The sequence below is a fragment of the Cupriavidus sp. C2SS-8b genome (genome assembly GCF_057073745.1).
In genome coordinates this window covers 3,573,683-3,598,548 of the sequence record NZ_CP172716.1, presented here as the reverse complement: position 1 = coordinate 3,598,548, position 24,866 = coordinate 3,573,683, and the positions used below count along the sequence as shown (strand labels likewise).

General features: G+C 65.1%; 20 protein-coding genes and 1 tRNA gene. 15 read left to right on the top strand and 6 right to left on the bottom strand.

Going from position 1 to position 24,866, the window contains the following annotated elements:
* Positions 1-45: 45 nt before the first annotated feature.
* The 3 genes from ACIGJB_RS16710 to ACIGJB_RS16700 all read right to left on the bottom strand — a co-directional run bounded on the left by ACIGJB_RS16710 (position 46) and on the right by ACIGJB_RS16700 (position 2,836).
* Positions 46-450, bottom strand: coding sequence for a thioredoxin family protein (locus tag ACIGJB_RS16710; RefSeq protein ID WP_483730783.1), 405 nt, complete (start codon positions 448-450; stop codon positions 46-48).
* An 80-nt stretch (positions 451-530) separates the two neighbouring features.
* On the bottom strand, positions 531-1,655 hold the full coding sequence (gene dprA, locus ACIGJB_RS16705; protein WP_483730782.1) for a DNA-processing protein DprA: 1,125 nt from the start codon (positions 1,653-1,655) through the stop codon (positions 531-533).
* An 11-nt stretch (positions 1,656-1,666) separates the two neighbouring features.
* Positions 1,667-2,836: a LysM peptidoglycan-binding domain-containing protein gene (locus tag ACIGJB_RS16700; RefSeq protein ID WP_483730781.1), complete on the bottom strand. Its 1,170-nt coding sequence runs from the start codon at positions 2,834-2,836 to the stop codon at positions 1,667-1,669.
* Positions 2,837-2,997: 161 nt separating this feature from the next.
* On the opposite strand from ACIGJB_RS16700, the gene def reads away from it, so the two are divergent.
* From def to ACIGJB_RS16650, 10 genes are all read left to right on the top strand, one after another.
* Positions 2,998-3,504 carry a peptide deformylase gene (gene def, locus ACIGJB_RS16695; RefSeq protein WP_483730780.1) on the top strand — a complete coding sequence of 169 codons (507 nt, stop codon included), beginning with the start codon at positions 2,998-3,000 and terminating at the stop codon, positions 3,502-3,504.
* A gap of 160 nt (positions 3,505-3,664) precedes the next feature.
* Positions 3,665-4,669, top strand: a complete 1,005-nt coding sequence (gene fmt, locus ACIGJB_RS16690; protein ID WP_483730779.1) for a methionyl-tRNA formyltransferase — start codon at positions 3,665-3,667, stop codon at positions 4,667-4,669.
* 199 nt (positions 4,670-4,868) lie between these two features.
* A complete protein-coding gene (gene htpX / locus ACIGJB_RS16685) occupies positions 4,869-5,729 on the top strand; it encodes a zinc metalloprotease HtpX (protein ID WP_483730778.1) in 861 nt (286 codons plus the stop codon).
* 176 nt (positions 5,730-5,905) lie between these two features.
* Entirely contained in the window at positions 5,906-7,279 is a 1,374-nt protein-coding gene (gene rsmB / locus ACIGJB_RS16680; RefSeq protein WP_483730777.1) for a 16S rRNA (cytosine(967)-C(5))-methyltransferase RsmB, read from the top strand.
* A gap of 9 nt (positions 7,280-7,288) precedes the next feature.
* Entirely contained in the window at positions 7,289-8,137 is an 849-nt protein-coding gene (locus ACIGJB_RS16675; protein WP_483730776.1) for a DUF4390 domain-containing protein, read from the top strand.
* Positions 8,134-10,572 carry a sensor histidine kinase gene (locus tag ACIGJB_RS16670; RefSeq protein WP_483730775.1) on the top strand — a complete coding sequence of 813 codons (2,439 nt, stop codon included), beginning with the start codon at positions 8,134-8,136 and terminating at the stop codon, positions 10,570-10,572. The genes ACIGJB_RS16675 and ACIGJB_RS16670 overlap by 4 nt, the downstream gene beginning before the upstream one ends.
* A 51-nt stretch (positions 10,573-10,623) precedes the next feature.
* Complete coding sequence (locus ACIGJB_RS16665) at positions 10,624-11,334, top strand: response regulator (protein ID WP_483730774.1); 711 nt, start codon at positions 10,624-10,626, stop codon at positions 11,332-11,334.
* 52 nt (positions 11,335-11,386) lie between these two features.
* A tRNA-Phe gene (locus ACIGJB_RS16660) sits at positions 11,387-11,462 on the top strand.
* A 214-nt stretch (positions 11,463-11,676) separates the two neighbouring features.
* Positions 11,677-12,168 carry a hypothetical protein gene (locus ACIGJB_RS16655; RefSeq protein WP_483730773.1) on the top strand — a complete coding sequence of 164 codons (492 nt, stop codon included), beginning with the start codon at positions 11,677-11,679 and terminating at the stop codon, positions 12,166-12,168.
* Positions 12,169-12,520: 352 nt separating this feature from the next.
* Positions 12,521-13,252 (top strand): aquaporin, encoded by a 732-nt coding sequence (locus ACIGJB_RS16650; protein ID WP_483730772.1) that lies wholly within the window; start codon positions 12,521-12,523, stop codon positions 13,250-13,252.
* Here ACIGJB_RS16650 and ACIGJB_RS16645 read toward each other — a convergent pair.
* Positions 13,236-14,855 carry a carbohydrate porin gene (locus tag ACIGJB_RS16645; RefSeq protein WP_483730771.1) on the bottom strand — a complete coding sequence of 540 codons (1,620 nt, stop codon included), beginning with the start codon at positions 14,853-14,855 and terminating at the stop codon, positions 13,236-13,238. The two genes, ACIGJB_RS16650 and ACIGJB_RS16645, sit on opposite strands and share 17 nt — an antisense overlap.
* 1,397 nt (positions 14,856-16,252) lie before the next feature.
* On the opposite strand from ACIGJB_RS16645, the gene ltrA reads away from it, so the two are divergent.
* The 4 genes from ltrA (at position 16,253) to dinB (ending at position 21,707) form a co-directional block, all read left to right on the top strand.
* Positions 16,253-17,965, top strand: a complete 1,713-nt coding sequence (ltrA, locus tag ACIGJB_RS16640; RefSeq protein WP_483730770.1) for a group II intron reverse transcriptase/maturase — start codon at positions 16,253-16,255, stop codon at positions 17,963-17,965.
* Positions 17,966-18,263: 298 nt separating this feature from the next.
* The gene (locus tag ACIGJB_RS16635; protein WP_483730769.1) at positions 18,264-19,397 is read left to right on the top strand and encodes a TRAP transporter substrate-binding protein; all 1,134 of its coding nucleotides are present in this window, start codon (positions 18,264-18,266) and stop codon (positions 19,395-19,397) included.
* Between the two features lie 160 nt (positions 19,398-19,557).
* The gene (gene rarD / locus ACIGJB_RS16630; protein WP_483730768.1) at positions 19,558-20,469 is read left to right on the top strand and encodes an EamA family transporter RarD; all 912 of its coding nucleotides are present in this window, start codon (positions 19,558-19,560) and stop codon (positions 20,467-20,469) included.
* Positions 20,470-20,621: 152 nt separating this feature from the next.
* Positions 20,622-21,707 carry a DNA polymerase IV gene (gene dinB, locus ACIGJB_RS16625; protein WP_483732356.1) on the top strand — a complete coding sequence of 362 codons (1,086 nt, stop codon included), beginning with the start codon at positions 20,622-20,624 and terminating at the stop codon, positions 21,705-21,707.
* A 64-nt stretch (positions 21,708-21,771) separates the two neighbouring features.
* Here dinB and ACIGJB_RS16620 read toward each other — a convergent pair whose 3' ends face one another.
* Complete coding sequence (locus ACIGJB_RS16620) at positions 21,772-22,743, bottom strand: DUF2272 domain-containing protein (RefSeq protein ID WP_483730767.1); 972 nt, start codon at positions 22,741-22,743, stop codon at positions 21,772-21,774.
* Positions 22,744-22,994: 251 nt separating this feature from the next.
* On the bottom strand, positions 22,995-23,273 hold the full coding sequence (locus ACIGJB_RS16615) for an HU family DNA-binding protein (RefSeq protein ID WP_211952706.1): 279 nt from the start codon (positions 23,271-23,273) through the stop codon (positions 22,995-22,997).
* A gap of 1,046 nt (positions 23,274-24,319) precedes the next feature.
* On the opposite strand from ACIGJB_RS16615, the gene ACIGJB_RS16610 reads away from it, so the two are divergent.
* Positions 24,320-24,841, top strand: a complete 522-nt coding sequence (locus tag ACIGJB_RS16610; RefSeq protein ID WP_483730766.1) for an SET domain-containing protein — start codon at positions 24,320-24,322, stop codon at positions 24,839-24,841.
* Positions 24,842-24,866: the final 25 nt, after the last annotated feature.

The following is a 24,866-nucleotide window of genomic DNA, read 5'->3' as shown; positions in this document are numbered from 1 at the left end:
TTTCAACGGCGGTGCAAGCCAGCCGCACCGGTGTGAAATCCGCCACTACGCGGCGCACCGTCCCCCGGCAAGCAACCACTCCAGCACTTCCGGGACATCTGCCTGCACACCCGGCATGGTCGTGCCCCGCGCGAGCATCCGTTCCAGTACCTCGATATGCGGCAGCAGCGTGCCGTAGAACTGCGCCGGGCCCCCGCCCACCGGCTGGACCAGCAGCGTGGGGAAATTCTCAATGTCGATGTCGTCGAGCCGGTCCGCATGCGTCTCGATATCGATCCACACATAACAATCCTCCGGGTGGCGCGCGGCCAGCGCGGAGAACGGCTGCAAGTAGTCCCGGCATGTCCCGCACCATTGCGCGCACAGGCAGGCGACCAGCCGGCCTTGCGGGCGGGCGGACAGCGCTGCGCCAATGGCGGCAACGTCACGTTCGGGAAAGTAAACGGTCATTACGGTTCAAACATGAGCCTCTTGGGACACCGAGGGACCGCCGATTGTATCGGCAACGCGTCCGGGGCCACTGGCGAAGTCTAGGACAGACTGCGAAAGAGGTTCCCCGGTAGACGCTCCGCGCGACCTTCCAGTTCCAGCTCGAGAAGGCGCGTCGCCAGCGTTTCCGGTGCCAGCCCGCTGCGCTCGCACAATGTGTCTAGCGTGACGGGCTCGTGTTTCAGCATGGCGAGCAAGGGATCATCCGGCGCCTTGGACCGTGGCGGTGCGGCATTCGCCGCCTTCGCCGGTCCGACCGCGAGGCCGAATTCTTCCATCACGTCCTGTGGCGACTCGACCAGCTTGGCCCCCTGGCGGATCAGGAAGTGGCATCCGCCCGAAAGCGGCGAGTGGATGGAGCCCGGAATGGCAAATACCTCCCGGCCCAGGTCCGCAGCGAGACGGGCGGTAATCAGCGAACCGGACCGGGCCGCAGCCTCCACCACCAGCACACCGCGGGCGAGCGCCGCGATCAGGCGGTTGCGCCGCGGGAAGTTGTCCTTGAACCCCTGCATGCCCAGCGGGAACTCGCTGACGATCGCGCCGTGTTCGGCGATGCGGTGGGCCAGGTCGAAATGGCGCGCAGGGTAGACCCGGTCGGCACCGGTGCCGATCACCGCCACCGTACCGCCTTCGCCCGCCAGGCCGCCCTCGTGGGCTGCCGCATCCACGCCCCGCGCAAGCCCCGAAACCACCGTCTGGCCCGCCTGGGAGAAGGACCGGCCGAACGCCTCGGCATCGGCCTTGCCCTGCGCCGTGGCATCGCGCGCACCAACAATGGCAAGCGCTGGCCGCGCCAGCGCGGCGGGGTCGCCCTTGATATATAGCAGCGGTGGGGGATCCGTCAGGTCCAGCAGGCGCACCGGGTAGCGCGGGTCGACCATCGTCAGCAGATGGTTGCCGGGTTGCTCCAGCCACGCCATGGTCTTGGCCAGCGCGTGGTTCAAGGTCGCGCCGGGCGCAGCCAGGATCGCCGCCGCGAGCTTGCGCGGCACCACCGACGACAGCGCTGCCACGCTTTGGGCGAATACCTGCTGCGGCAGGCCGAATGCCGCCAGCAACAGGCGCGCCGTCACCGGGCCGATGCCCGGCGCGCTGGCCAGCCGCAGCCACGCCAGCGTGTCTTCCTCGTCCCGCACCGCGTCCGGCCATGCGGCGACCGGCACCTGGCCGGCCGTCAACGCGGAGAGATGACGCGATCGCCGACCTCGATCACGTTCGAGGCATCCGTCACCAGCGCGTAGGACACGTTCGGGAACACGCGGAACACGAAGGCCAGCCCGTAGCGCTCGTCGGGCAGCAAGATATTGCGGTTGCGGTCGGTCCGGTCGGCCACGACTTCGCCCGTGCGCGAGAGCGCGAGCACGTGGCCCGGCTCCAGCCCGGCATTGGTGCCGACATTGAGCACCACGACCTGCTTGGCTCCGCCGTATTGCACACCGCCGTAGACCTTCGCGACGCGGCCGTCGACCTGGGTTTCCGGTGCGCGCGGCACGTAGCGAAAGGCCTCGCGCGCCGGCTGGGGCACCAACAGCGTGCCCACGCCCATTTCCTGCTGGGCCTGCGTCACGCGCAGCGTGGAAACCGCGTCGGGACCGTCGGCGGCGCGGGCCACGCGCACATTGCCTTCATATTCGGCCTCATACCCGAGTACCTGCCCCGTGACCGGATCATGCACCGGCGTGACCGGCCGGAAGGCCTGCCAGTCGCTGCCCACGGCAGCCGCGTCCGGCGCGATGCCGCGCGCGTAGGCGGTGTCGCCGCGGCCCAGATAAACGTGCGATTCGGGCACGGCAACGATGCGCGCCGAGGTGTCCAGGGTGCCCTGGTCCACCACCAGCGGACGGATCAGGAACGGTTCGATGTCCTTGGCCGGGATACTGAGAATGGCCGCGCTTTCGGCGTCGCCGCGCACTTGCGGCGTCAGCTTGACGGTGCCGTTGGCGCCCGGCGTGGTCGACAGCCAGGCCCGGCCATCGCGCTGGATCAGGTACAGGACCTGGCCGGGATAGATCAGGTGCGGATTGCGGATCTGCTGCCGGTTCATGCCCCACAGCTCTGGCCAGCGCCATGGCTGGCGCAGGTACTGCCCCGAAATGCCCCACAGCGTATCGCCCTTTCGAACCGTGTACTGCGACGGCGCATTGGGCGACAGCTCGCTGGCGGGAATCCCTTGCTGCGCCACGCGCTGCGCTTCCGCGTGCTGGGCGGGCGATACCGAGAGATCTGCCGCCATGGCCGGAGCACTTACGGCAGCAGTGACGCCGGCAGCACTCCATATGGCGAGGATGAACGCATGCAGCCTGCGGCCCGACGCCGCCTGGTGTTCTTTGGTAAGATCGCGCATTTTCGTGAACCGGCTGGTAGAGCAGCCGGATTGACCCTGGAGAGCGTGCCTGCTGCGGCGCGCCTTGAATTTTTGTACTAGCGCCCCGATTCTGCATGTAATCCCCCGCCGCCGCAACGCGGCCGGACAGCCCAGAGCCGCCGGCGTTGCGCCCTAGCATCATGGCAAAACTCGACATCCTGACCTATCCCGATCCCCGTCTGCATACCGTGGCGAAACCCGTCAAGGAAGTGGACGACCGCATCCGCCAACTGGTGAAGGACATGGCGGAAACCATGTACGAGGCACCCGGCATCGGGCTGGCCGCCACACAGGTCAACGTGCACGAGCAGGTGGTGGTGATTGACTTGTCGGAGACGCGCGACGCGCTCCAGGTCTTTATCAATCCCGAGATCGTCTGGGCCAGTGACAACCGCAAGGTCTGGGAAGAGGGCTGCCTGTCGGTGCCCGAGGTCTATGACCGCGTAGAGCGCCCCGACCGCGTGCGCGTGCGCGCGCTCAACGAAAAGGGCGAGCGCTTCGAACTTGAGGCCGATGACCTGCTGGCCGTCTGCATCCAGCACGAGATGGACCACCTGCTCGGCAAGGTGTTCGTTGAATACCTGTCGCCGCTCAAGCAGACCCGCATCAAGTCCAAGCTGCACAAGCGCGAACGCGCGCGCATGTAACAGACATCCACGACGGGACGCGCACGGCGCCGAGGCTGGGACAGCCGCGCCGTGTCTGCTATCGTTATGGCTTCCGAAGTCAGGAACGTACCGGCCGCTATGCGGCCGGTTCTGTTTTCAGGTCCGCTTCTGTTTTCAGGTCCGCATCAGGGAGCCAGTCATGTCCGCAGCCAAGTCCCTGCGTGTCGCCTTTGCCGGCACGCCCGAATTCGCGCGTGTCGCGCTTGAAGCCATCCATGCCGCCGGTTTCCCGGTGGTCGCCGTGCTCAGCCAGCCGGACCGTCCGGCCGGACGCGGCATGCAGCTGCAGGCGAGCCCCGTCAAGCAGTTCGCCGTCGCCCATGGCCTGGAGCCGGTGCTCCAGCCGCGCTCGCTGCGCCGCACGGGGAAATATCCTGAAGAGGCCGCGCAGGCCGTCGACACGCTGGCGAAGATCGCGCCCGATGTCATGGTGGTGGCCGCCTACGGCCTGATCCTGCCGGCCGAGGTGCTGGAACTGCCGCGGCTCGGCTGCCTGAACATCCACGCCTCGCTGCTGCCGCGCTGGCGCGGCGCCGCGCCGATCCACAGGGCGATCGAAGCCGGCGACGCCGAGACCGGCATCACGCTGATGCAGATGGACGAAGGCCTGGATACCGGCGCCATGCTGTCGCGCGAGTCGGTGCCGATCGCCATCGACGACAGCACCGGCACGCTGCATGACAAGCTGGCGTCGCTGGGCGGCCGCATGATCGTCGACGCGCTGCGCAAGCTCGCCGCGGGCGAGACGCTGCCCGCCACGCCGCAGCCCGATGCCGGCGTCACCTACGCCGAGAAGATCGGCAAGGACGAAGCCCCGCTGGACCTGCGCCGACCGGCGGCCGAGCTGGCCAGCCAGGTGCGCGCGTTCAACCCCTTTCCCGGTGCTACGCTGCAGCTCGACAGCACCGTGATCAAGTGCTGGCAAGCCGTGCCGCTGTCCGCCGGCAGCAGTCTTCCGCATCCGGCGGGCACGGTGCTGGTCGCCGACGCCAGTGGCGTGATCATCGCCTGCGGCGACGGCAGCGCGCTGCAGGTCACGGAACTGCAGAAGCCGGGCGGCCGCCGCCAGCCCGCGCAGCAGTTCCTGCAAGGGACGCCGCTGCCACCGGGAACTCGCTTCGCCGTGCCGGCCGCGGCAGCCTGACGCCCCCATGTGAAGTGCGGATTGCGTACCCTGGCGGGCACGGTCATCATCTGCCCGGGAGCGCGGCCAGCGTGGCTGCCACGCTGCATTCCGGCAGCCGCGCAAACCCGTTGAATTTTCAGCGTTTCATCCCTATCTAACGTTCAGCGCGCCCCACAGCGTCGGCGGCGTACGGGACGACTACACGGAGATCACGTCAATGTTCAACTGGGTCAAGACCTTCATGCTGATGGCGGCCATCACGGCGCTGTTCATCGTCATCGGCGGCATGATCGGCGGGCGCAACGGCATGATGTTCGCGCTCGTGATGGCGCTGGGCATGAACTTCTTCTCCTACTGGTTCTCGGACAAGATGGTCCTGCGCATGTACAACGCGCAGGAGGTCGATGCCGGCAGCGCGCCGCAGTTCTATGGCATGGTGCAGGAACTGTCGCAGCGCGCCGGCCTGCCGATGCCGCGCGTGTACCTGATCAACGAGGACGCCCCCAACGCGTTCGCCACCGGCCGCAACCCCGAGCACGCCGCCGTCGCCGCCACCACGGGCATCCTGCGCGTGCTGTCCGAGCGCGAACTGCGCGGCGTCATGGCGCACGAGCTGGCGCACGTGCGCCACCGCGACATCCTGACCTCGACCATCGCCGCGACCATGGCCGGCGCGATCTCGGCACTGGCCAACATGGCGATGTTCTTCGGCGGACGCGACGAGAACGGCAACCGCAGCAATCCGATCGCCAGCATTGCCGTGGCGATCCTGGCGCCGCTGGCCGCTTCGCTGATCCAGATGGCGATTTCCCGCGCGCGCGAATTCGAAGCCGATCGCGGCGGCGCGGAGATCAGCGGCGACCCGCAGGCGCTCGCCAGCGCGCTGGACAAAATCCACCGCTATGCGCAGGGCATCCCGTTCCAGGCCGCGGAAGAGCATCCGGCCACGGCGCAGATGATGATCATGAACCCGCTGTCGGGCGGCGGCATCGCCAACCTGTTCTCGACCCACCCGGCGACCGAGGAGCGCATTGCCCGCCTGATGCAGATGGCGCAGACCGGAACGTACCCGGCCTGATGCCAGCCGGGCCGCGGCGCCTAAAACCAGGTGCCCCGCTTCGCACAGGGTAAACTGCCCGCTGTCTTGCCTGCCAGGCCAGCGGGCTTTTTCTTGCCCGCGTGGCGCCGCCTGCGCCTGCCTGGCCTGTCAGCCGTTGCCACGCCCCTTGTCCTATTGTCTTAAGCCTTACCGATATGCGCCTGCCCCACGAATCGCTTGCCTTCCAGATGCTCGGTGCCGCCATGGCCGTGCGTGCCGTCAATGAAGGCACGGCCCTGCCGCAGGCCATCGAAGATACCGCCACGCACCTGCGCCTGGACCGCGTGCGCGATGCCGCCACGCGCGGCGCGCTGCAGGACCTGGCCTACCGCACCATGCGCCAGTTCGGCACGGCGCGCGCACTGGTGACGCAATTGGTCACGCGGCCGCCCGGCGCGCAGGTGGATTCCCTGCTGGCCGTCGCGCTGTCGCTGCTGCTCGAAGGCGAGGAGGGCGACTCGGCCAAGGTTGGCCGCGGCGGCTACAGCGCATTCACGGTGGTGGACCAGGCCGTCAGCGCCGCCGCCTCCGAACCCAAGACTGCGCACGCGCGTGGCCTGGTCAATGCCGTGCTGCGGCGTTTCCTGCGTGAACAGAAGCCGCTGATGGCCGAAGTGAACCGCGACGAGCAGGCCCGCTGGAACCTGCCGGCATGGTGGCTGCGCATGCTGCGCGAAGCGTATCCCGACCAATGGATGGCGCTGGCCGAAAGCGCCAACGTACGTCCGCCGATGACGCTGCGCGTCAACACGGCACGCATCCCGCTGCAGCAATACCTGACCGAGCTGGCCAATGCCGGCCTGGCGGGACAGGCCATCGGCGCCCAGGCCGTGCGCCTGGTGCGCGCATTTCCGGTGACGCAGATTCCGGGATTCGCGCAGGGCGATGTGTCGGTGCAGGATGCCGGCGCGCAACTCGCCGCGCCGCTGCTTGAAGTCGCCGACGGCATGCGCGTGCTCGATGCCTGCGCCGCGCCCGGCGGCAAGACCGGCCACCTGCTGGAACTGGCCGACATCGACGTGACCGCGGTCGAAAGCGACGCGCAGCGCGCCGGCCGCATCGACGAGAACCTGTCACGGCTGGGCAAGCGCGCGCATATCGTGGTGGGCGATGCCAGCCGGCCCGGCGACTGGTGGGACGGACAGCAGTTCGACCGCATCCTGGCCGACGTGCCGTGCTCCGCCTCAGGCATCGTGCGCCGCCACCCCGATATCCGCTGGTTGCGCCGCGAAGCCGATATCGCCCGGCTTGTCAATGAACAGCGACGCATCGTTTCGCAACTCTGGCCGCTGCTCAAGCCGGGCGGCATCCTGGTCTATGTCACCTGTTCTATTTTCCCAACGGAAGGGGAGGAGCAGGCGCGCTGGTTTGGTGCACAGTTGACAGATGCGATACGATTGCAGGCACCGGGGCAGCTATTGCCCGGTTCCCAAGCAACACAGCCCGCCAGCGACAACGATGCTGGCCGGGACGGCCTGCCGTCTGATCATGATGGCTTCTTCTACGCCCGCTTCCAGAAACGCGCTTGATCTGATCCGATGGTGAGCACGCTGCGCTTGTCAGACTTCCGCGTCCCTGCAGACCGCGCGCGCGCGATTGCCGGGGCGTGGCGCGGTGACACGGCCGGCGCGCTGCGGCGCACGTGCGCGGTGCTGGCATTGGTGCTGGCGTGCCTGCTCTGGGCCGGCGCCGTCGGCGCACAGGCCATCGAAGCCACCGAGGCGCGCATCGAATACCAGGACAACGGCTTCGACCTGACGGCGAGCTTCGACTTCGACCTGCCGCCGGCGCTCGAAGACGCGCTGAACAAGGGCATCTCGCTGTATTTCATGGTCGAGTTCCAGCTCACCCGCCCGCGCTGGTACTGGTTCGATGAAAAGCCCGTCAATACCAGCCGTACCATCCGCCTGTCCTACCAGCCGCTCACGCGCCAGTACCGCGTGTCCACGGGCGGCCTGCAGGTCCCGTTCGCGCGCCTGAAGAGCGCGCTGCAATTCATCCAGCGCGTGCATGGCTGGCGCGTGTTCGACCGCGGCGCGGTCAAGCCCGGCGAGTCTTATCATGCCGAGGTCCGCATGAAACTGGACCTGTCACAGCTGCCCAAGCCGTTCCAGATCAATGCGGTCAATACGCGCGAGTGGAACCTGGCTTCGGACTGGCGCCGCTTCACCTATACCGTGCCCACTGACCTGAACGCGCCACCGCCGGCGCCGGCGCCCGTACCCGCGCCTGCGCTGCCGGCCTCGCCAGCCATGCCGGCATCGCCTCCGCTACCCGCGTCGGCACCGGCCGCGGCAGCCGAAACGCGTGGCAGCCCGTTCGCGCAGACCGTGTCGACCGCGCTCTCGCCGTTCACGCTGGTGCAGTCTGTCCCCGGCCAGCCATGAACAGCAGCAGTCTCTGGGACAGCCGGTTCCGCCGCGTGCTCTACCGGGTGGTCGCCGGGATCATCGTGTTCCTGGCGCTGGTGCTGGTGGGCCTGCTGGCCGGCGCTTCGGCCAACACGGAATTCTTCGACCGCTACTTCACGCTGCTGTTCAAGATCAACCTGGTCGTCGGCGCGCTGCTGGTGATCACGGTCGGCGCGCTGGCGTTGACGCTATGGCTGCGCTATCGCCGCGGCAAGTTCGGCACGCGCCTGATGTCCAAGCTTGCCGTGTTCTTCGGCGTGGTGGGCGTGCTGCCCGGCGTGCTGATCTACCTGGTGTCGCTGCAGTTCGTTTCGCGCAGCATCGAATCGTGGTTCGACGTGCGCGTGGAAACCGCGCTCGAAGCGGGCCTGAACCTGGGACGCTCGACCATCGACAGCGCCCTGGCCGACCTGCAGGGCAAAGCACGCCTGATGGCCGACCAGCTGAGCGGGCCGTCCGGCATGGCCACCTCGCTGCAGCTCAATCGCCTGCGCGAGCAATACGGCATACAGGAAGCCGCAATCTTCACCGGCAGCGGCCGCGTGCTGGCCACGGCGTCCAGCAGCTATGCCACGCTGGTCCCCGACCTGCCGTCGGGCGTGCTGGCCGAGCAGGCGCGCCTGGCAGGCGGCTACGCCGCGGTGGAAGGCGGGACCGATCCATCCGTGGATGGCAACAGCACCGAGCGCATCGACAGCAGCCACCTGTACCGGCTGCGCGTGATCATTCCGCTCGGCGCCGCGCCCGCCGGCGATACCAGCACGGCCACGGCCGCCGCCAACGCCCCGCGCGCCGCCGCGCCGAAGACGCGCTGGGCCGGCTCCGGCCTTTCGGTGGAGCGCCGGCCCGAGGATTCGCCGTCGAGCGGGTTCGGCCTGGTGGGCGACACCGTGCGTGAAGAGCGTTACCTGCAGGTCGTGCACCCCGTGCCGGCCGTGCTCGCGCGCAATGCGGATGAAGTGCAGCGCGCCTACCAGGAGTACCAGGAAAAAGCGCTGGGCCGCACCGGCCTGCGCAAGATGTATATCGGCACGCTGACGCTCACGCTGTTCCTGGCGGTGTTCATCGCGGTGATGCTCGCGCTGCTGCTCGGCGGCCAGCTCGCGCGCCCGCTGCTGATGCTGGTGCAGGGGACCAAGGAGGTGGCCGAAGGCGACCTCTCGCCCAAGCGCGAACTTAAGAGCCGCGATGAACTCGGCATGCTCACGCAGCAGTTCAATCAGATGACGCGACAGCTTGCCGAAGCGCGCCTGGCGGTCGAGGAAAACCGCAGCGCGCTCGAGCAATCGAAGGCCTACCTGGAAAGCGTGCTGCAGAACCTCACGGCCGGCGTGCTGGTGTTTGACCGGCGCTTCGTGCTGATCACCGCCAACCCCGGCGCCGAGCGCATCTTCCGCCAGCCGTTCGGCGCCGTGCTGGGGCTGCCGATGGAACATATCCCCGGCATGGGTCCGTTCGGCGAGATCGTGCGCCAGGCCTTTTCCGATCAGAGCACGCGCGAAGTGCTCGGTGGCGCCGAGCACTGGCAGAAGCAGATCGAACTGCCGCAAGGCCATGAAGAGCAGGCGCTGACGTTGCTGGTGCGCGGTGCGCGCCTGCCCGGCGGCGAACGCGACGAGCCTGGCTACGTGGTCGTGTTCGACGACATCTCCGACGTGATTTCGGTCCAGCGGTCGGTGGCCTGGGGCGAAGTCGCGCGACGCCTTGCGCATGAGATCAAGAACCCGCTCACGCCGATCCAGCTGTCTGCGGAACGCCTGCAGATGAAGCTTTCGCCGAAGCTCGAAGACAAGGACGCCGAAGTCCTCAAGCGCGGTGCGGCCACGATCGTTAACCAGGTGGCGGCCATGAAGCGCATGGTCGATGACTTCCGTGACTATGCGCGCACGCCACCGGCGGTGCTGCAGTCACTGCAGATCAACGCGCTGGTATCCGAGGTATTGCACCTGTATGGCATCGACGACCACACTGTGCATGAGCATCCGGTGATCCATGCGACGCTGGACCCCGACCTTCCCGAGATCAAGGGAGACCCGACGCAACTGCGCCAGGTGATACACAACCTGTTGCAGAACTCGCAGGATGCCGCGGCCGAGAACGTCGCGGCGGGTAGGGCGGCGCCCCGTATCGCTCTACACACCGAGACTGTAGAATATAAAGATTCTGCCGGCGAAAACCGTCAGGCAGTCAAGCTAACCATTGCGGACAATGGTCCCGGCTTTGCACCGCGCATCCTGAGTCGTGCGTTCGAGCCTTATGTGACCACCAAAGCCAAGGGCACGGGCCTCGGCCTGGCAATGGTAAAGAAGATCATTGACGAACACGGCGCGCGCATTGAACTGCGCAATCGAATGGACGGTGCCGAGATCGTCGGTGCACAGATCTCGATCCTGTTCGTTAAACTGGCATAGTCAACTTGGCGGTCCGTCACGGAGCGCTACGGTGGGGTTAAGAGGGGAAGTATGGCAACGATCCTCGTAGTCGATGACGAAATGGGTATTCGGGAACTGCTCTCGGAAATCCTGAGTGACGAAGGCCATGTGGTCGAGGTCGCCGAGAACGCGCAGCAGGCACGCGAGTACCGGGCGGGCACGACCCCTGATCTCGTACTGCTCGATATCTGGATGCCGGATACCGATGGCGTGACGCTGCTCAAGGAGTGGTCCGCGCAAGGCCAGCTGACAATGCCCGTGATCATGATGTCGGGCCATGCCACCATCGACACCGCGGTCGAGGCCACCAAGATCGGCGCACTGAATTTCCTGGAAAAACCGATCGCGCTGCAGAAGCTGCTGTCGGCGGTCGAGCAGGGCCTGGCCCGTGGCATCGAACGCCCGCGCACGGCGACTGCTGCGACGCCCGCACCGACGGTGCCTGCCGTGGACGCTGCCCTGGCGCCGGCAGCCGCCGAGGCCGGCAATGAAGCCGCGCCCAATGGCAGCAACGCGGCCCGCCCGCCCGAAGCGGAGATGCATTTTTCATTCGACATGCCGCTGCGCGAGGCGCGCGACCTGTTCGAGCGTGCCTACTTCGAGTACCACCTGGTGCGCGAACACGGCAGCATGACCCGCGTGGCGGAGAAGACCGGCCTGGAGCGCACGCACCTGTACCGCAAGCTCAAGCAGCTCGGCGTGGAACTGGGCCGCAACAAGCAGGAACCCGCGGAGCAGTGATGCAATGAACGCTTGACGGGCACAAGATCCGTTGCTATAGTTTCGCTTCTTTGGCCCGGTAGCTCAGTCGGTAGAGCAGAGGATTGAAAATCCTTGTGTCGGCGGTTCGATTCCGTCCCAGGCCACCAGAACATCAAAAGCCCGACTCATCGAGTCGGGCTTTTTGTTTTTGCGCCGCCGTTCCCCACGCCGCTATCCGCCCGGCGATACAAACCAGATCTAAAAAGTTTTGACTTGGCTGTCGTTAGACATGTCTCTACGATTGCCTGATGCCGAAGACGTATCGGACTCGCGCACACAGAATGCGCGGCCGCTTCAGGCTGTTTCTACTTGGGGGTCAATATGGATACGCTGTCCGAGGCAGGCATCGGCTGGCCGCAGGAAACCGAAGCCGCCGAACGCGGCATCTGGAAGAGCACCATGGCCGCGGCGAGCCACGCGCTGGGCGCGGCAAGGAATGTGCAGCAGGCCATGGCGCAGACCTTGAAGCTGCAGCAGAAGATCCGCGCATTGCGCGATGAACTGCACCACGCCGAGGCCGAGCGCGATGTCTACCGCGAGCTTCACGCGCGCACGGTCGACGAACTTCACCAGGCGGTCGACCGGAGCCCCGCCGAAACCAAGCGGCTGCGCGCCGAAGCCGACTCGCTGCAGATCCGTCACCGTGCCTACAAGCTGCTCGTGCAGCATTACATGCGCATCGGCACGCCCATCGATCCGACGGTGTTCGCCGAACAGCGCAGCCGCGTGCAGCAGCACATCCTGTTTCAGCGCCGCCGCGGCATCCCTGTCGCAAAGATCGGCGTGGAGGATATCGCCTTCCTGTTGCGCTGAGCGCGTTGCGGCTGGGCTTCTGCCACGCCGCATCCTGATTCCATACCTGCGGTCTGTTCACAAGATCGCGCGCGCGCATTGACGTCTATGTCCGCCGGCGGAAAACTTCGCGTTCCGGCGGCCCCATGCCTGGGCGCCGGTTTTGTTCCCGATCGAGGCGTCGTCTCAGGCGACGTTGCGCATCCCGCTGCCACGCTGCTGTCGTCCTCTCTTTCGGCCTGATGTCCTGTTCCGTGCAGGACATGCCCGCACCCTGGCCACACATGCCCCAGCTCCTGAAGACCTTGCGCCGCGCCATGCGGCCGCTCCGCATGACCTGTCCCTTGATGACCGCCACCCGGGGAGCGCAGCAGTGAGTACGCTTTCGCGCCGGCTGGCGGCAGAGGGACTGGGTACGGCATTGCTGATCGCCGTGGTGGTGGGTTCAGGCATCCGCGCCGAGCGGCTGGCCGGTGGCAATGTCGGCCTGGCACTGCTGTGCAATGCGCTGGCCACCGGTGCGGGGCTCATGGCGCTGCTGGTCGCGCTGGGACCGGTGTCCGGCGGGCATTTCAATCCGGTGGTGAGCCTGTCGGCGCTGGTGCAGGGCACGCTCTCGCCGCGCACCGCGCTGGGCTACGTGCTGGCGCAGGTCGGCGGCGGCATTGCCGGGGTGATGGCCGCGCATGCGATGTTCGGCGAACCGGTGCTGGCGTGGTCGGCCCAGAGCCGCACGGGCCTGCCGATGTGGTGGAGCGAGTTCGTGGCGACGTTCGGGCTGGTCGGGGTCGGCATCGGCACGCTGCGCAGCCGTCCGGGCCTGGTGCCATTTGTCGTGGCCGGCTATATCACCGCCGGATACTGGTTTACGTCATCGACGTCGTTCGCCAACCCGGCGCTGACGATTGCGTGCGCGATGACCAATACTTTCACCGGCATCCGTCCCGTCGATGTGCCAGGCTTCGTGATCGCGCAGATTGCCGGCGGACTGAGCGCTACGCTGCTGTTCCACTGGCTGTACCGCAAGCCGGCCGCGGCGGTAGAGGCCGCGCCTGCGGCGCATTGGCGTCAGGCCGGGCCGGCCGCGACTACCAGCGCCGATTGAGCTGCACGCCGAAGATCGAGCCGCTGTTCTGCGTGGCCCAGGCCTCGGCCGGGGCCGTGAAGGCGAGGCCGTCGACATCGGTGGCGCGGCTGTAGGTGTAGAACGCGCGCAGGTTCGCATTGCCGGCGGCCTTGCCCAGCGTCAGCGTCGGCGCGACGGTCAGCGCGGTGCGCTGTCCGCTGGTGCCGAAGCCGGACGAGATCTGGTCCCGCGCCACCTCGAAGACAAGCTTGAACTGGTCGCTGGCGACATAGGCCGGGCGGATCCGCGTGGCCGCCCACTGCAGCGTGCCGACCGGCGAGCGGTCGAACTGCATGCTGGATTCGACCGAACCGCCCAGCCCGGATTTCCCCTTCCACTCGAGCGATTCCGCGACCCGCACGCGCGACAGCGAATCCCCCATGCCCGTGTAGCCCGCCATGGCGCTGCGCGCGCCGGAGCCGAACTGCAGCCCGACCCGGTTGGTACCGGCGAGCACGCCTTTCTGCTCATGCATCGCCGACGCCCACCAGGCACTGCCCGAGTCCGCCACCACGGATTGTGCTTCGACCCGCGTGAAGCCCAACTGCACCGAACCGTGCGGATTGGTCGCGATGGGCGCCGTACGCAGCGAGTGGTAGCTGGGCAGGTTCTGCCCGTTCTGGTCATTGCGGGCGGTGTACTGGTAGCTCAGGCCGATGTCGCCGAGCACGCGCGCATTGTCCACGCCGAAGCGCATGGCCGCGGAATTGGGCGGCAGCAGGCCCGACGACATCAGCAGCGGATCGCTGTCGCGGCGGCCGGCCCACATGGTGGCGCCGTCCAGCACCGACAGGCCGTTCACGGCCGTGTAGAACTGCGGCACCAGCGCGTAGGGATCGACCGCCGCGGGCCGGCCGTTGACGGAAGTGGCATCCGTGCCGCGGGCCTGAGCGATCAGCATGACCTGGGCGCCGCCGTCGAGGTCGAGCACCGACTCGCGGATCTTGACCTCGCCCGCGCTGCGGCATGCCAGGCCGTGGCCGATGCCCGTTGACAACGCGCCGCCGGCACAGGCGCGCATGGTGGCGTCGCGCTCTTCAGCGGCGGCACGGCCGCTGTAGCTGAGGCGCCAGACGGAATCGACCGCGGCGTCATCGGCCGGGAGCTGCGAGCGCAGCACCGGTGGCGCGTCGGACGGCGTGGCATCGCTGTTGTCAGCTTCCGCAGGCGGTTCGGGCAGGAAGTGGCCGAGCTTTGCGGGGAACAGCACCACGGGCGCAGGGGGCGGGGCAGCAGAATCAGGCGGGCCGACGAAGTCATCCTCTGACGGCGTGGTGGCCTGTGCCACCTGTGCATCTGCCGAAGCGGGCGCGGCGGGCTCGGCGGGCGCAGGGGGCGGCTCCACAGCCCTGGGCGGCGCTTGCTCGCCGGCAATCAGGGCAGCGAGCGGATCATCGGCCGGCGTGGCCATGGCCAGCACGGGCGGCGCCGGTCGCGCTGGCTGGATCCGTGGCGGAGCCAGCGACTGGAGGTCCTGCGGCGTCTGCGCGCACGCCGTCATCCCCCAGGCAGCCAGTACGGCAATACTCAGGCGGCGGCGGGGAAAGCGACGGCAGGAAGCGGCAAGGAATTCAGACAGCATGCAACGAACGGACCGGTACGGCAGACCCGGTTTCGGGGGTCTTTTTTTAACAGCCGCTCGATTTGACTGCAAGCCGGGTTACAAAATCCATCACAACGTTGGCCTTCTCACAATACGAAAAGCGCAGGGCGCGTGGCACGGCTTCGGACGCGTGTTCCGATTGCGAAGCCGTCTTCCAGATTAGCGAAAACCCGGACTTGCATAGGGCTCCGTGCCGAAAAAGGCACCGCTATAATCGGTGGGCTTGGTGCGACACGCATTCTCGTGTCCGGGTAGCTCCAACGTAAGGAGCATCGACCTTTGTCGAGACAAGGGAAGGGCCTCGGCCTGAACCGTCCAATCTCGACCAATTACTTGCTTAGACGAACCCGGCCGAACAGCTAGGGGGAGTCCGATGTGTTGTGAGGAAGCCAGACTATCGGCGCCTTACGGCTTGCTTTTGCTGGATGGATTTCCAGCCATTGCCCAAGGGCGGGGACGCTCGCCTTTGGGCGAGTTCTCTGTAAACACTCTCCCCGGAGGGTGTCTGCGGTTAGACAGCGGAGTTTCCGTTGTACCGCCGCAACATAGCATTCAAACCGTTCCGGATGGAACGGCGCTACGTTCTTTGGGATGACATCGAGGCTCGCAAGAGCGTTCGATGCCGTCAAGCGCTCGCTGGTAAGGGAGCACGACAGTAAGTAGGTGAGGTCCCGGAGCGGTAGCTCTGTGCATTATGGTTCGGTCGGAAATGTCCGAAAGGGCGTGACGATAGAGAACCTGCTATGCGACTAGCAGTAGCCTAGGGGGACATGCGTCACTGGTAACGGTGGGGTGTGAAGCTCTCCTGACAATGCGGCCCCCGAAAGGGTGCCATCAGGTCGTGAGACAGGATGGTGGAGGCTCCGAGCAGCAACGGGGTTGAGGCGCTAGGCTGACTGGTATGGGTAACGTAAGTGAACTGCTGATAAACGTCGTAACGATTGAGATGCCAAAGCTGCTGTTAGGCATTAACCAAACGGTGTGTGGTCGGTTGTCCCACTCAAGCCTTGGGACACGTCGCCACGATGACCACCGGCGGAAAGGCAGACCCTAACCCAGTCGTGTAATGCGCAGGGAACGTGGTAAGCCCGTATGGCTGCCGGAGCGCAGTCTGGCTCAGGCAGGCGGACCGCAAGGAACGCTGTTGGCTGTGCGGGTATGGGATGTTGGAAAAAGCGAACGCCGGGCTGTAATGGTCTGGATAGGGGTTGAGACATCACCCCACGCGAAAGCGGGCAGACTTCCAACTGGTCAATCGTCGCAGGACGGCTGACTGATCTCGCTTGTTTAAATTTTCTTCCCTTGAGGGGCAACACGTCCCTCAAGGGGCGTGCTGTCTCTTGATGTTGGGGGGATCCTCAAGATAGGAGAGCAGCATGGAAGCATTGAACCGCAAGGATGAATCTGCGCTCTCCGGCGTGCCGCAAACCTGGGGCGCCATAAACTGGCGCCGCGTGGAGCGGAACGTTCGAGAAATGCAGATTCGAATTGCGAAGGCGACACAGGAAGGGGACTGGCGTAGGGTGAAAGCCCTACAACGGTCTCTGACCCGCTCGTTCTCCGCCAAAGCACTGGCGGTACGACGAGTGACGATGAACCAAGGTAAGCGAACGGCAGGCGTCGATCGCGAAAAGTGGAAAACGCCTGAAGCCCGGTGGGAAGCCATTGGGAGGTTGAAGCGCCGGGGGTACAGACCTTTGCCATTACGGAGGGTTTTCATCCCCAAGGCCAATGGGAAGGAGCGCCCTCTGGGCATTCCAACCATGTTGGACCGAGCCATGCAAGCGTTGTATTTGCTGGCGCTGGAACCGGTGTCCGAAGGAACGAGCGATCCGAACTCTTATGGGTTCAGGACCAACCGATCCACCGCGGATGCCATGTCCCAGCTGTTTGTTGCCTTATCCCAAAAAGCCTCGGCTCAATGGGTGCTGGAAGCAGACATCAAAGGATGCTTCGACCATATCAGTCACGACTGGCTGGAGCGCAATGTCCCGATGGACAAAGCAATCCTTCGGAAGTGGTTGAAGGCTGGCGTGGTATTTCAGGGCCAGTTTCAGGCGACCGAAGCCGGAACGCCGCAGGGAGGCATCATTTCCCCGACTCTGGCAAATGTGGCGCTGAACGGCTTGGAAACGCAACTGACCGAGTTCCTCAAAACAAAGTTGGGAGCGACCAAGGCGAAAAGGCTCAAAGTGAATGTTGTGCGTTACGCGGACGACTTCGTGATCACCGGTGATACGCCGGGGGTCCTCGAATGCGAAGTGAAACCGTGGGTAGAACAGTTCCTCGCAGTACGGGGGCTATCGCTATCGACGGAGAAAACGCGGATCGTCGGCATCGCTGACGGCTTTGACTTCCTAGGGTGGAATTTCCGTAAGTACTCGGGAACGCTGCTCATCAAGCCAAGCAAGAAAAACGCGCAAGCGTTCTATCGCAAGGTGAAGGCGGTCATCAGCACCAACAAGACGGTGGAGCAGTCGGTTCTAATTCGGCTGTTAAACCCGATGCTGCGGGGCTGGGCACAGTATCACAGTCCCGTGGTTGCTAAATCGGCGTTCGCCCGCATGGAGCATGAAGTATTTATTGCTCTACGGCGGTGGGCAAAACGGCGACATCCACATAAGTCGGCCGAATGGGTGCGGAGGAAGTATTTCGCAACCGTCGGAGAACGAAACTGGGTGTTCGGAACCAAGTTCGTGAGCGGCAACGGCAGTGTAGGCTGGACAGAACTGTACTCGCTTGCGGGTACGACTATCCGGCGGCACAAGAAGATTCGGGGGGACTACAATCCCTTCGATCCTACGCAGGAGCGGTACGGCGAAAAGCTGCGACAAGAGCGAATGTTGGAAAACATGGCGCACCGTAAGCAGTGGATCAAACTGTATCTATCCCAGCAAGGCTTGTGCGCGGTGTGTCAGTGCAAGATAACCAAGGAAACAGGATGGGAAGATCATCACATCGAACCTCGCATACGCGGGGGCTCCGATGCGCTAGGGAATCGCGTGCTGCTGCATCCGAACTGTCACAAGCAAGTGCATCACCAAGGTAGAACTGTTGTGAAGCCGGTGTCAGAAGAGACATTTAGTTGAGACCCGAGCCGTATGCGGGGAAACTCGCACGTACGGTTCCTAGGGGGGGACAGGTCAGTAATGACTTCGTCCCTACCCTACTCTTTCGGGTAAGACAGCTCCGGCCTGTTACGAACGGGTGTCTCAAGGCGGTTGGATATCGTCCCGCCATCGCAAGGGTTCTCGTCCGCAACACGCACAGCGTTGGGCCCACGGCACCATCCCGGCCAAGGGCACGTCACGGTCGGTGCAAGGCGCGATGACACGATCGGCGCCCAGGCCCGCATCCGCACCAATATCTATAAAAGAGGAGAAGTCAATGCAGCGTCGTTCCTTCCTGTTGAAAGCGTCGGCCGTGGCCGCAACCGGGGCACTTGCCGCATGCGGCAAGGATGAAAAGGCCGCGGCACCGGCCGCAGGCACCCCCGCCGCCCCGGCCGTCGTCGGCAGCAATCCTGCCGTGGAATGGCGCCTGGCATCGAGCTTCCCCAAGTCGCTGGACACCATCTTCGGCGCCGCCGAACTGCTGTCCGCCCGCGTCAAGGAGCTGACCGACGGCAAGTTCAACATCAAGGTCTTCGCCGCCGGTGAAGTCGTACCGGGCCTGCAGGTCCTGGACGCGGTGCAGAACAACACCGTGCAGATCGGCCATACCGCCGGCTATTACTACTTCGGCAAGAACCCCACGCTGTGCTTTGACACCACCGTCCCGTTCGGCCTGACCGCGCGCCAGCAGAACGCCTGGATGCTGCAAGGCAACGGCATGAAGCTGATGCGCGAGTTTTTCAAGGAATACAACGTCGTCAACTTCCTGGGCGGCAACACCAATGCGCAGATGGGCGGCTGGTTCCGCAAGGAAATCAAGACCGTGGCCGACCTGCAGGGCCTGAAGTACCGCATTGCCGGGTTTGCCGGCGTGGTGCTGTCGCGCCTGGGCGTGGTGCCGCAGCAGATCGCCGGCGGCGACATCTACCCGGCCCTGGAAAAGGGCACTATCGATGCGGCCGAGTGGGTGGGCCCGTACGATGACGAGAAGCTCGGCTTCTACAAGGTGGCGCCGTACTACTACTACCCGGGCTGGTGGGAAGGCAGCGCGCAGCTGTCGTTCTATGCCTCGGCCAGCGAGTTCGAGAAGCTGCCCGCGCTGTACAAGCGCGCGCTGGAAACCGCCACGATCGAGGCCCACACCACGATGATGGCCAAGTACGACACGGTCAACCCGCAGGCGCTGGCCCGCCTGCTGGAAAACGGCGTGAAGCTGCGCCCGTTCTCCAAGGAAATCATGGAAGCCTGCTTCAAGGCGACGCAGGAAGCCTACGCCGACGAAACCGCGAAGAACCCGTCGTTCAAGAAGATCTACGACGACTGGCGCGTGTTCCGCAACAACGAGGCCGCGTGGTTCAACGTGGCCGAGCAGGCCTTCGCGCAGTTCAGCTACTCCCGCAAGCTGTAAGGCCGCGACGCGGGGGCAGCCCCCGCCAGCTCAAACCCCGTGTTCCTGTGAAGGCACGGGGTTTTTTGTTTCGCGCGAATGCTATGCCGAAGCCAGCCGCACTTCGGCAACAAAACACCCCCGCCGGTAGAATCGCGCGCAGCATCTATCGGAAATCCCCATGCAACTCGGCATCCTTTACGCACTCCTGGCCTACACCATCTGGGGGCTGCTCCCGCTCTACATCAAGTCGCTGCCGGGCATCGCACCGGCCGAAATCCTGCTGCACCGGATGGTCTGGTCGCTGGTGTTCCTGGCGGCCATCCTGGCCGTCAGGCGCCAATGGGCCTGGCTTGGCAAGGTAGTCACGGACCGCAGGCTGATCCTCTCCTTTGCCGCGAGTGCCGCGCTCTTGTGCGGCAACTGGTTCCTCTATATCTGGGCCGTGTCCGCTAACCGCGTGGTGGACGCGAGCCTGGGCTATTTCATCAACCCGCTGTTCAGCGTGCTGCTCGGCGTGATGTTCCTGCATGAACGCCTGCGGCCGGGGCAGTGGTTGTCGATCGCGGTGGCGGCAGGCGGGGTGGCCTGGCTGACGATCGCTTCTGGCCAGCTGCCGTGGATTGCCCTGGCACTGGCGGCGACCTTCGGCGGCTACGGGCTGCTGCGCAAGACGGGCGCCCTGGGGGCGCTGGAAGGGCTGTCGCTCGAGACGCTCCTGCTGTTCCCGCTGGCCGCCGCGGCGCTGGTCTACCTGTTCGCCACGGGCCAGGACAGCTTCCGGCACGCAGCACCAGGTACGCAATTCCTGCTGCTGATGGCGGGTCCGGTCACCGCAGTGCCGCTACTGTTCTTTGCCGCCGGAGCCCGGCGTATTCCGCTGTCCCTGCTGGGCCTGCTGCAGTACACCGGCCCGACGCTGCAACTGCTGCTCGGCGTCTGGCTATGGCATGAGCCGTTTCCGCCGCAGAAGCAGATGGGTTATGCGCTGATCTGGATATCTCTGGTGTTGTATGCGGCGGAAGGACTGTGGGCCGGTACCCGGCAAAAACCCAACTCCATGAACGTGAAAGATGAACCGGCAAATCAGTGAGCATCATTCATTCATTGCATCGATGAAATTAAAGACCCGGTCGCACGATTTCCGCCAGAATCAATCGATGCGACAAATGAAGCGCAGGCCTTCAAATACCTAATCATAAATAGCGTCGATGGATGGAGACGTTCCACCATCCCTTTAACCGCATGTCCGCCAACCCGCCTCCGTCCAGCGAACCTGCCGTCCAGCGCAAGATCATCCATTGCGACTGCGACTGCTTCTACGCGTCGGTCGAAATGCGCGACGACCCGTCGCTGCGCGGTCGGCCCATGGCGGTCGGCGGTGCGGCTGACCGGCGCGGCGTGATTGCCACCTGCAACTACGAGGCACGCGCATTCGGCGTGCGCTCGGCCATGTCGTCGGCGCAGGCACTGCGGCGTTGTCCCGACCTGCTGATCATGCGCCCGGCCATGGACAAGTACCGCGAGGTCTCGCGCCGGATCTTCGCGATCTACCGCGAGTACACGGCCCTGGTCGAACCGCTTTCGCTGGACGAGGCTTATCTCGATGTGAGCGCGTGTGCGCACCACGGCGGCAGCGCCACGCGCATCGCCGAGGAAATCCGGCGGCGCGTGCGCGAGGAGGTGGGGGTCACGGTATCGGCGGGGGTCGGGCCGAACAAGTTCGTGGCCAAGATCGCGAGCGACTGGAACAAGCCGGACGGGCTCTTCGTAGTACGGCCGCTGGCAGTGGATGCCTTTATCGCCGAACTGCCGGTGGGGCGCATCCATGGCGTGGGTGCGGTCACCGCGGCCAAGCTCAAGCGCCTGGGCGCCGAGACCTGCGGCGATCTGCGGGACTGGCCGGCGGACCGGCTGCATCGGGAGTTCGGACGCTTCGGCGCGCGGCTCCATGACCTGTGCCGCGGCGTCGACCACCGCACGGTATCGCCCGAGCGCGAACGCAAGTCGATCAGCGTCGAAGAGACCTATGCCGACGACCTGCCGGACCTGCAGGCTTGCCTGGCCGAACTGGAGCCGCTGATCGCCATGCTCGAAGCCCGCATTGCCCGGGCGCAGGCGCACGACACCATCGACAAGCTCACCGTGAAGCTGCGCTTCGCGGACTTCCGCCAGACCACCGTGGAATGCCGCGGCCATGCGCCCGATCGCGATACCTACGCGCGCCTGCTGGCCGAGGGCCATGCACGGCGCGGCTTGCCGGTACGGTTGCTGGGCGTGGGCGTAGGCACGAGCGATCGCGATACGTCGCAGCTCGAACTGTTTCCCTGATCTCATCTACGCGACAAATCAATACATCGAAGATTTAACCTGCTTGATTTGTCGCGCGAATAACCTACTGCAGGTTGCTCCGCATGATCAGCAGCCAGGGCATATGCGAGTTGGTCACGCCATCGAGCAGGCCTGAATCGCCCAGTTCGATCTCCTCCATCGACACGGACTGCTGGACGTTGCCGCCAATGGCCTTCACCAGCCGCGCGGCGCGGTCCACCGAGACCACGATGTCGCAATGCATGGGCGTCGTGCCAAAGCCGATCTCGGCGATGTCTTCGAGGTATCTGTCCCGCCCGCGCGGCGCGCAGATGATGTCGCCGGTGCGCGGCAGCGCAGGAACGGGTTCGATGTGGAAGGCGGGCCCGGGCAGGATGCCGTCGCGCGCGTCCACGACATACATCGAATGTGACTGGCCGGTCAGGAACTGGCGATCGTCGAGTCCGGCCTTGCGCAGGACCCAGGAAATGAACACTGCCGACCACGCCCAGGACGGCCGCGTGGCCTGCACGCAATCGGGCGCCTGGCCGACGATGCCCCAGTAGCGCCGCACCATCTGGCAGCCCAGCGGCGTGGCTTCCATGCCGGTGCCATCCGGAAAGGAAACACAGCCGGCCCCGGCACTGTCCGGGTCCGCATCCTGGTCGGCGGAAGCCTGGGCCGGTATGCCATCCGTATCGGCCTGCGCTTCAAGCGGTGGTGGCGCGGGCAGCGGACTGAACGTCACGCAAGCGGTATCGTCGCGGCCCAGCCGCACGGTCTGCGAGCCCCAGCGCCGCCATTCCTGCATGGCGATTTCGACGATGCGTTCGCGCGCGGTCGCGCCCGGCGTGGTGACGGGCCGCTCCAGGTCGGGCAGGGGAGTGGCTTGCGGGCGCGCGGGTTCGCTTACCGTGCTGCAGCCAGCGAGCATTGCCAGCGCCAGGGCGGCACCAAGAACCCAACCCCGGGCCTGTGGAGAAGCCTGTGGAATCCGCTGTGGAAAGCGCTGTGAATAACGCTGTGGAAAGGTGTCCTGGTCCGATCGGGGAAGCATATGGCCCCCAATGTTGCGCCGTACACGCTGTGGCCTTGATCAACCGTGCCTGAACGGCTGTTTGCGGGTCTGGCCGGCCAGCCGCTGGACGGGCCGGGCCCGGGTACACAGGCCTTTGCAGAAGTCTCCTGCCGGCACTGTGGATAACGTTTCCCCGCCCGGCGCGCACCTGTGCCCTTGGGCGACACGGTGGCGGCATGGCGGGAACATGCAAAGCCGGGGTGGGCAGTGGCCCGCCGGACTTTCCGGACTTACTGGTTGACGGCGTCCTTGAACTTCTGGCCAGCCTTGAACTTCACCGTCTTGGCCGCTTCCACCTTAATTTCTTCGCCGGTGCGCGGGTTACGGGCCATGCGCTCGCCGCGCTCGCCCTTGCTGAACGTGCCAAAGCCGACCAGGCTCAGCGTATCGCCCTTGGCAACGGCGTCCATGATGGCCGACAGGGTCACGTTCAGTGCCTGCTCGGCCTTTGCCTTGGTCAGACCGTCCACACCGGCTGCGATAGCGTCGATCAGTTCGGTTTTCGTCATGCTTCACTCCGTATCGAGTTGATAAAACACAGACGTCCAGGCACGGAAGGCCCCTAGCGGACCGGACCGGCAAAGACGTCGCGGGCCACATGATACCGTGCCGGACAAGGCGCACTGGACGAGATTGTTACGAGAAGCTATCCGGAAAGCCGCTTCGGGCCGTGACTTCGCTGACCGTCGGCCCCCTCTGCCCATGGTGAAGCCGCGCTCTATGTGCGGTTTACGCGGCTTTGGCCTGTTGAAGCGCTTCAGCGCCCTGTGAGCGCGTATACGCGCGTGGCAGCCGTACGACCTCCATTGGGTACCGGAGTGCCCTGCCGAGGCTCCAAAGGCCTGCAAGGCCCTTTCCAAGGCTTGCGCCGGCATCCCGGATCACCCGAGGCGGCCTCGCTCTCTGCCTCCACTACCCACATGCACTATGTTGCAGGTCCACATATGGGCTTTGCAGAGCTTTTTGCGTTTTTGCGTATACCTCGGCCGACGTATACGCCGGGCAGGCGCCGTCGACGTGGCAACCTGGCTCTGACGGCTGGTTTACGCCCTCGTCCCGACCCCGGCTTTCAGGTCGCGCGAGGGGTGGGCCGTTGGGTTTACATCTTTCTTTTCATGTATACAAATAGTGGTAGTAGGTAAACGGGGTCGTTTTCTGTGGATAAGCAGGTAAACGTCAGCCAGATCAACGGTTTACGTAAACGAAAACCACAGGGATGCAGTGTTGGCGGACGTGGATGACTTCCGGGTATACGGAAAGAGCGCCCGCCGATGGCCGAACTTGTTCCAGTCGCGTCCCCATGTCAGCCCCAGGCAGCCCACATGCAATCCGGCTTCTTATCCACAGAAACAGGCGGCCTTATCCACATTTGCGGTGGTTGCGTATACGACTTTGGCGGGCTCATGCGAGCCGCTTCTGGGTTGTGTTCGACGTATACGCGCCGTCGATGTCGAGGCCCGCGTATACGGTGCCGGGGCACGCCGGTATCATCCCGATCGCGTCGAGGGGATCGGCGCCTGCAATGCAACGGAAAGCGACCAGCACGGAAAGGCAAATGGCTGACAAGGCAAAGCGCAAGGACAGCGGCAAGGCAAGCAAGGCGGGCAAGTCGGCGAGCGACCGCATCGAGGTACGCCAGTCGGGCGTGCATGGCAAAGGCGTTTACGCGCTGGCGCCGATCGCCGAGGGTGAGCGGGTGATCGAATACAAGGGCGAGCATATTTCCTGGAAGAAGGCGCTGGAACGCCACCCGCACGACCCCAACGATCCCAACCACACGTTCTATTTCAGCCTGGACGACGGCAGCGTGATCGACGCCAAGTTCGGCGGCAACCGCGCGCGCTGGATCAACCACGCCTGCGCCCCGAACTGCGAGGCGCGCGAGAAGAAGGGCAAGGTGTTTATCCACGCGCTGCGCGATATCGCGGCTGGCGAAGAGCTTTTCTATGATTACGGGCTGGTGATCGAAGCCCGCTATACGAAGAAGCTGAAGAAGGAATTCGAGTGCCGCTGCGGCAGTCCGGAATGCCGCGGCACCATGCTTGCGCCCAAGGACAAGAAGTCGGGCAGCAAGTAAGCCCCGCTCAAACCCGGGCGACCTG

Coding starts and splice junctions, on each gene's coding strand:
- ACIGJB_RS16710 (WP_483730783.1), bottom strand. CDS start 450: ATGACCGTTTACTTTCCCGAACGTGACGTTGCCGCCATTGGCGCAGCG.
- ACIGJB_RS16700 (WP_483730781.1), bottom strand. CDS start 2,836: ATGCGCGATCTTACCAAAGAACACCAGGCGGCGTCGGGCCGCAGGCTG.
- def (WP_483730780.1), top strand. CDS start 2,998: ATGGCAAAACTCGACATCCTGACCTATCCCGATCCCCGTCTGCATACC.
- fmt (WP_483730779.1), top strand. CDS start 3,665: ATGTCCGCAGCCAAGTCCCTGCGTGTCGCCTTTGCCGGCACGCCCGAA.
- htpX (WP_483730778.1), top strand. CDS start 4,869: ATGTTCAACTGGGTCAAGACCTTCATGCTGATGGCGGCCATCACGGCG.
- rsmB (WP_483730777.1), top strand. CDS start 5,906: ATGCGCCTGCCCCACGAATCGCTTGCCTTCCAGATGCTCGGTGCCGCC.
- ACIGJB_RS16675 (WP_483730776.1), top strand. CDS start 7,289: ATGGTGAGCACGCTGCGCTTGTCAGACTTCCGCGTCCCTGCAGACCGC.
- ACIGJB_RS16670 (WP_483730775.1), top strand. CDS start 8,134: ATGAACAGCAGCAGTCTCTGGGACAGCCGGTTCCGCCGCGTGCTCTAC.
- ACIGJB_RS16665 (WP_483730774.1), top strand. CDS start 10,624: ATGGCAACGATCCTCGTAGTCGATGACGAAATGGGTATTCGGGAACTG.
- ACIGJB_RS16655 (WP_483730773.1), top strand. CDS start 11,677: ATGGATACGCTGTCCGAGGCAGGCATCGGCTGGCCGCAGGAAACCGAA.
- ACIGJB_RS16645 (WP_483730771.1), bottom strand. CDS start 14,855: ATGCTGTCTGAATTCCTTGCCGCTTCCTGCCGTCGCTTTCCCCGCCGC.
- ltrA (WP_483730770.1), top strand. CDS start 16,253: ATGGAAGCATTGAACCGCAAGGATGAATCTGCGCTCTCCGGCGTGCCG.
- ACIGJB_RS16635 (WP_483730769.1), top strand. CDS start 18,264: ATGCAGCGTCGTTCCTTCCTGTTGAAAGCGTCGGCCGTGGCCGCAACC.
- rarD (WP_483730768.1), top strand. CDS start 19,558: ATGCAACTCGGCATCCTTTACGCACTCCTGGCCTACACCATCTGGGGG.
- dinB (WP_483732356.1), top strand. CDS start 20,622: ATGTCCGCCAACCCGCCTCCGTCCAGCGAACCTGCCGTCCAGCGCAAG.
- ACIGJB_RS16620 (WP_483730767.1), bottom strand. CDS start 22,743: ATGCTTCCCCGATCGGACCAGGACACCTTTCCACAGCGTTATTCACAG.
- ACIGJB_RS16615 (WP_211952706.1), bottom strand. CDS start 23,273: ATGACGAAAACCGAACTGATCGACGCTATCGCAGCCGGTGTGGACGGT.
- ACIGJB_RS16610 (WP_483730766.1), top strand. CDS start 24,320: ATGGCTGACAAGGCAAAGCGCAAGGACAGCGGCAAGGCAAGCAAGGCG.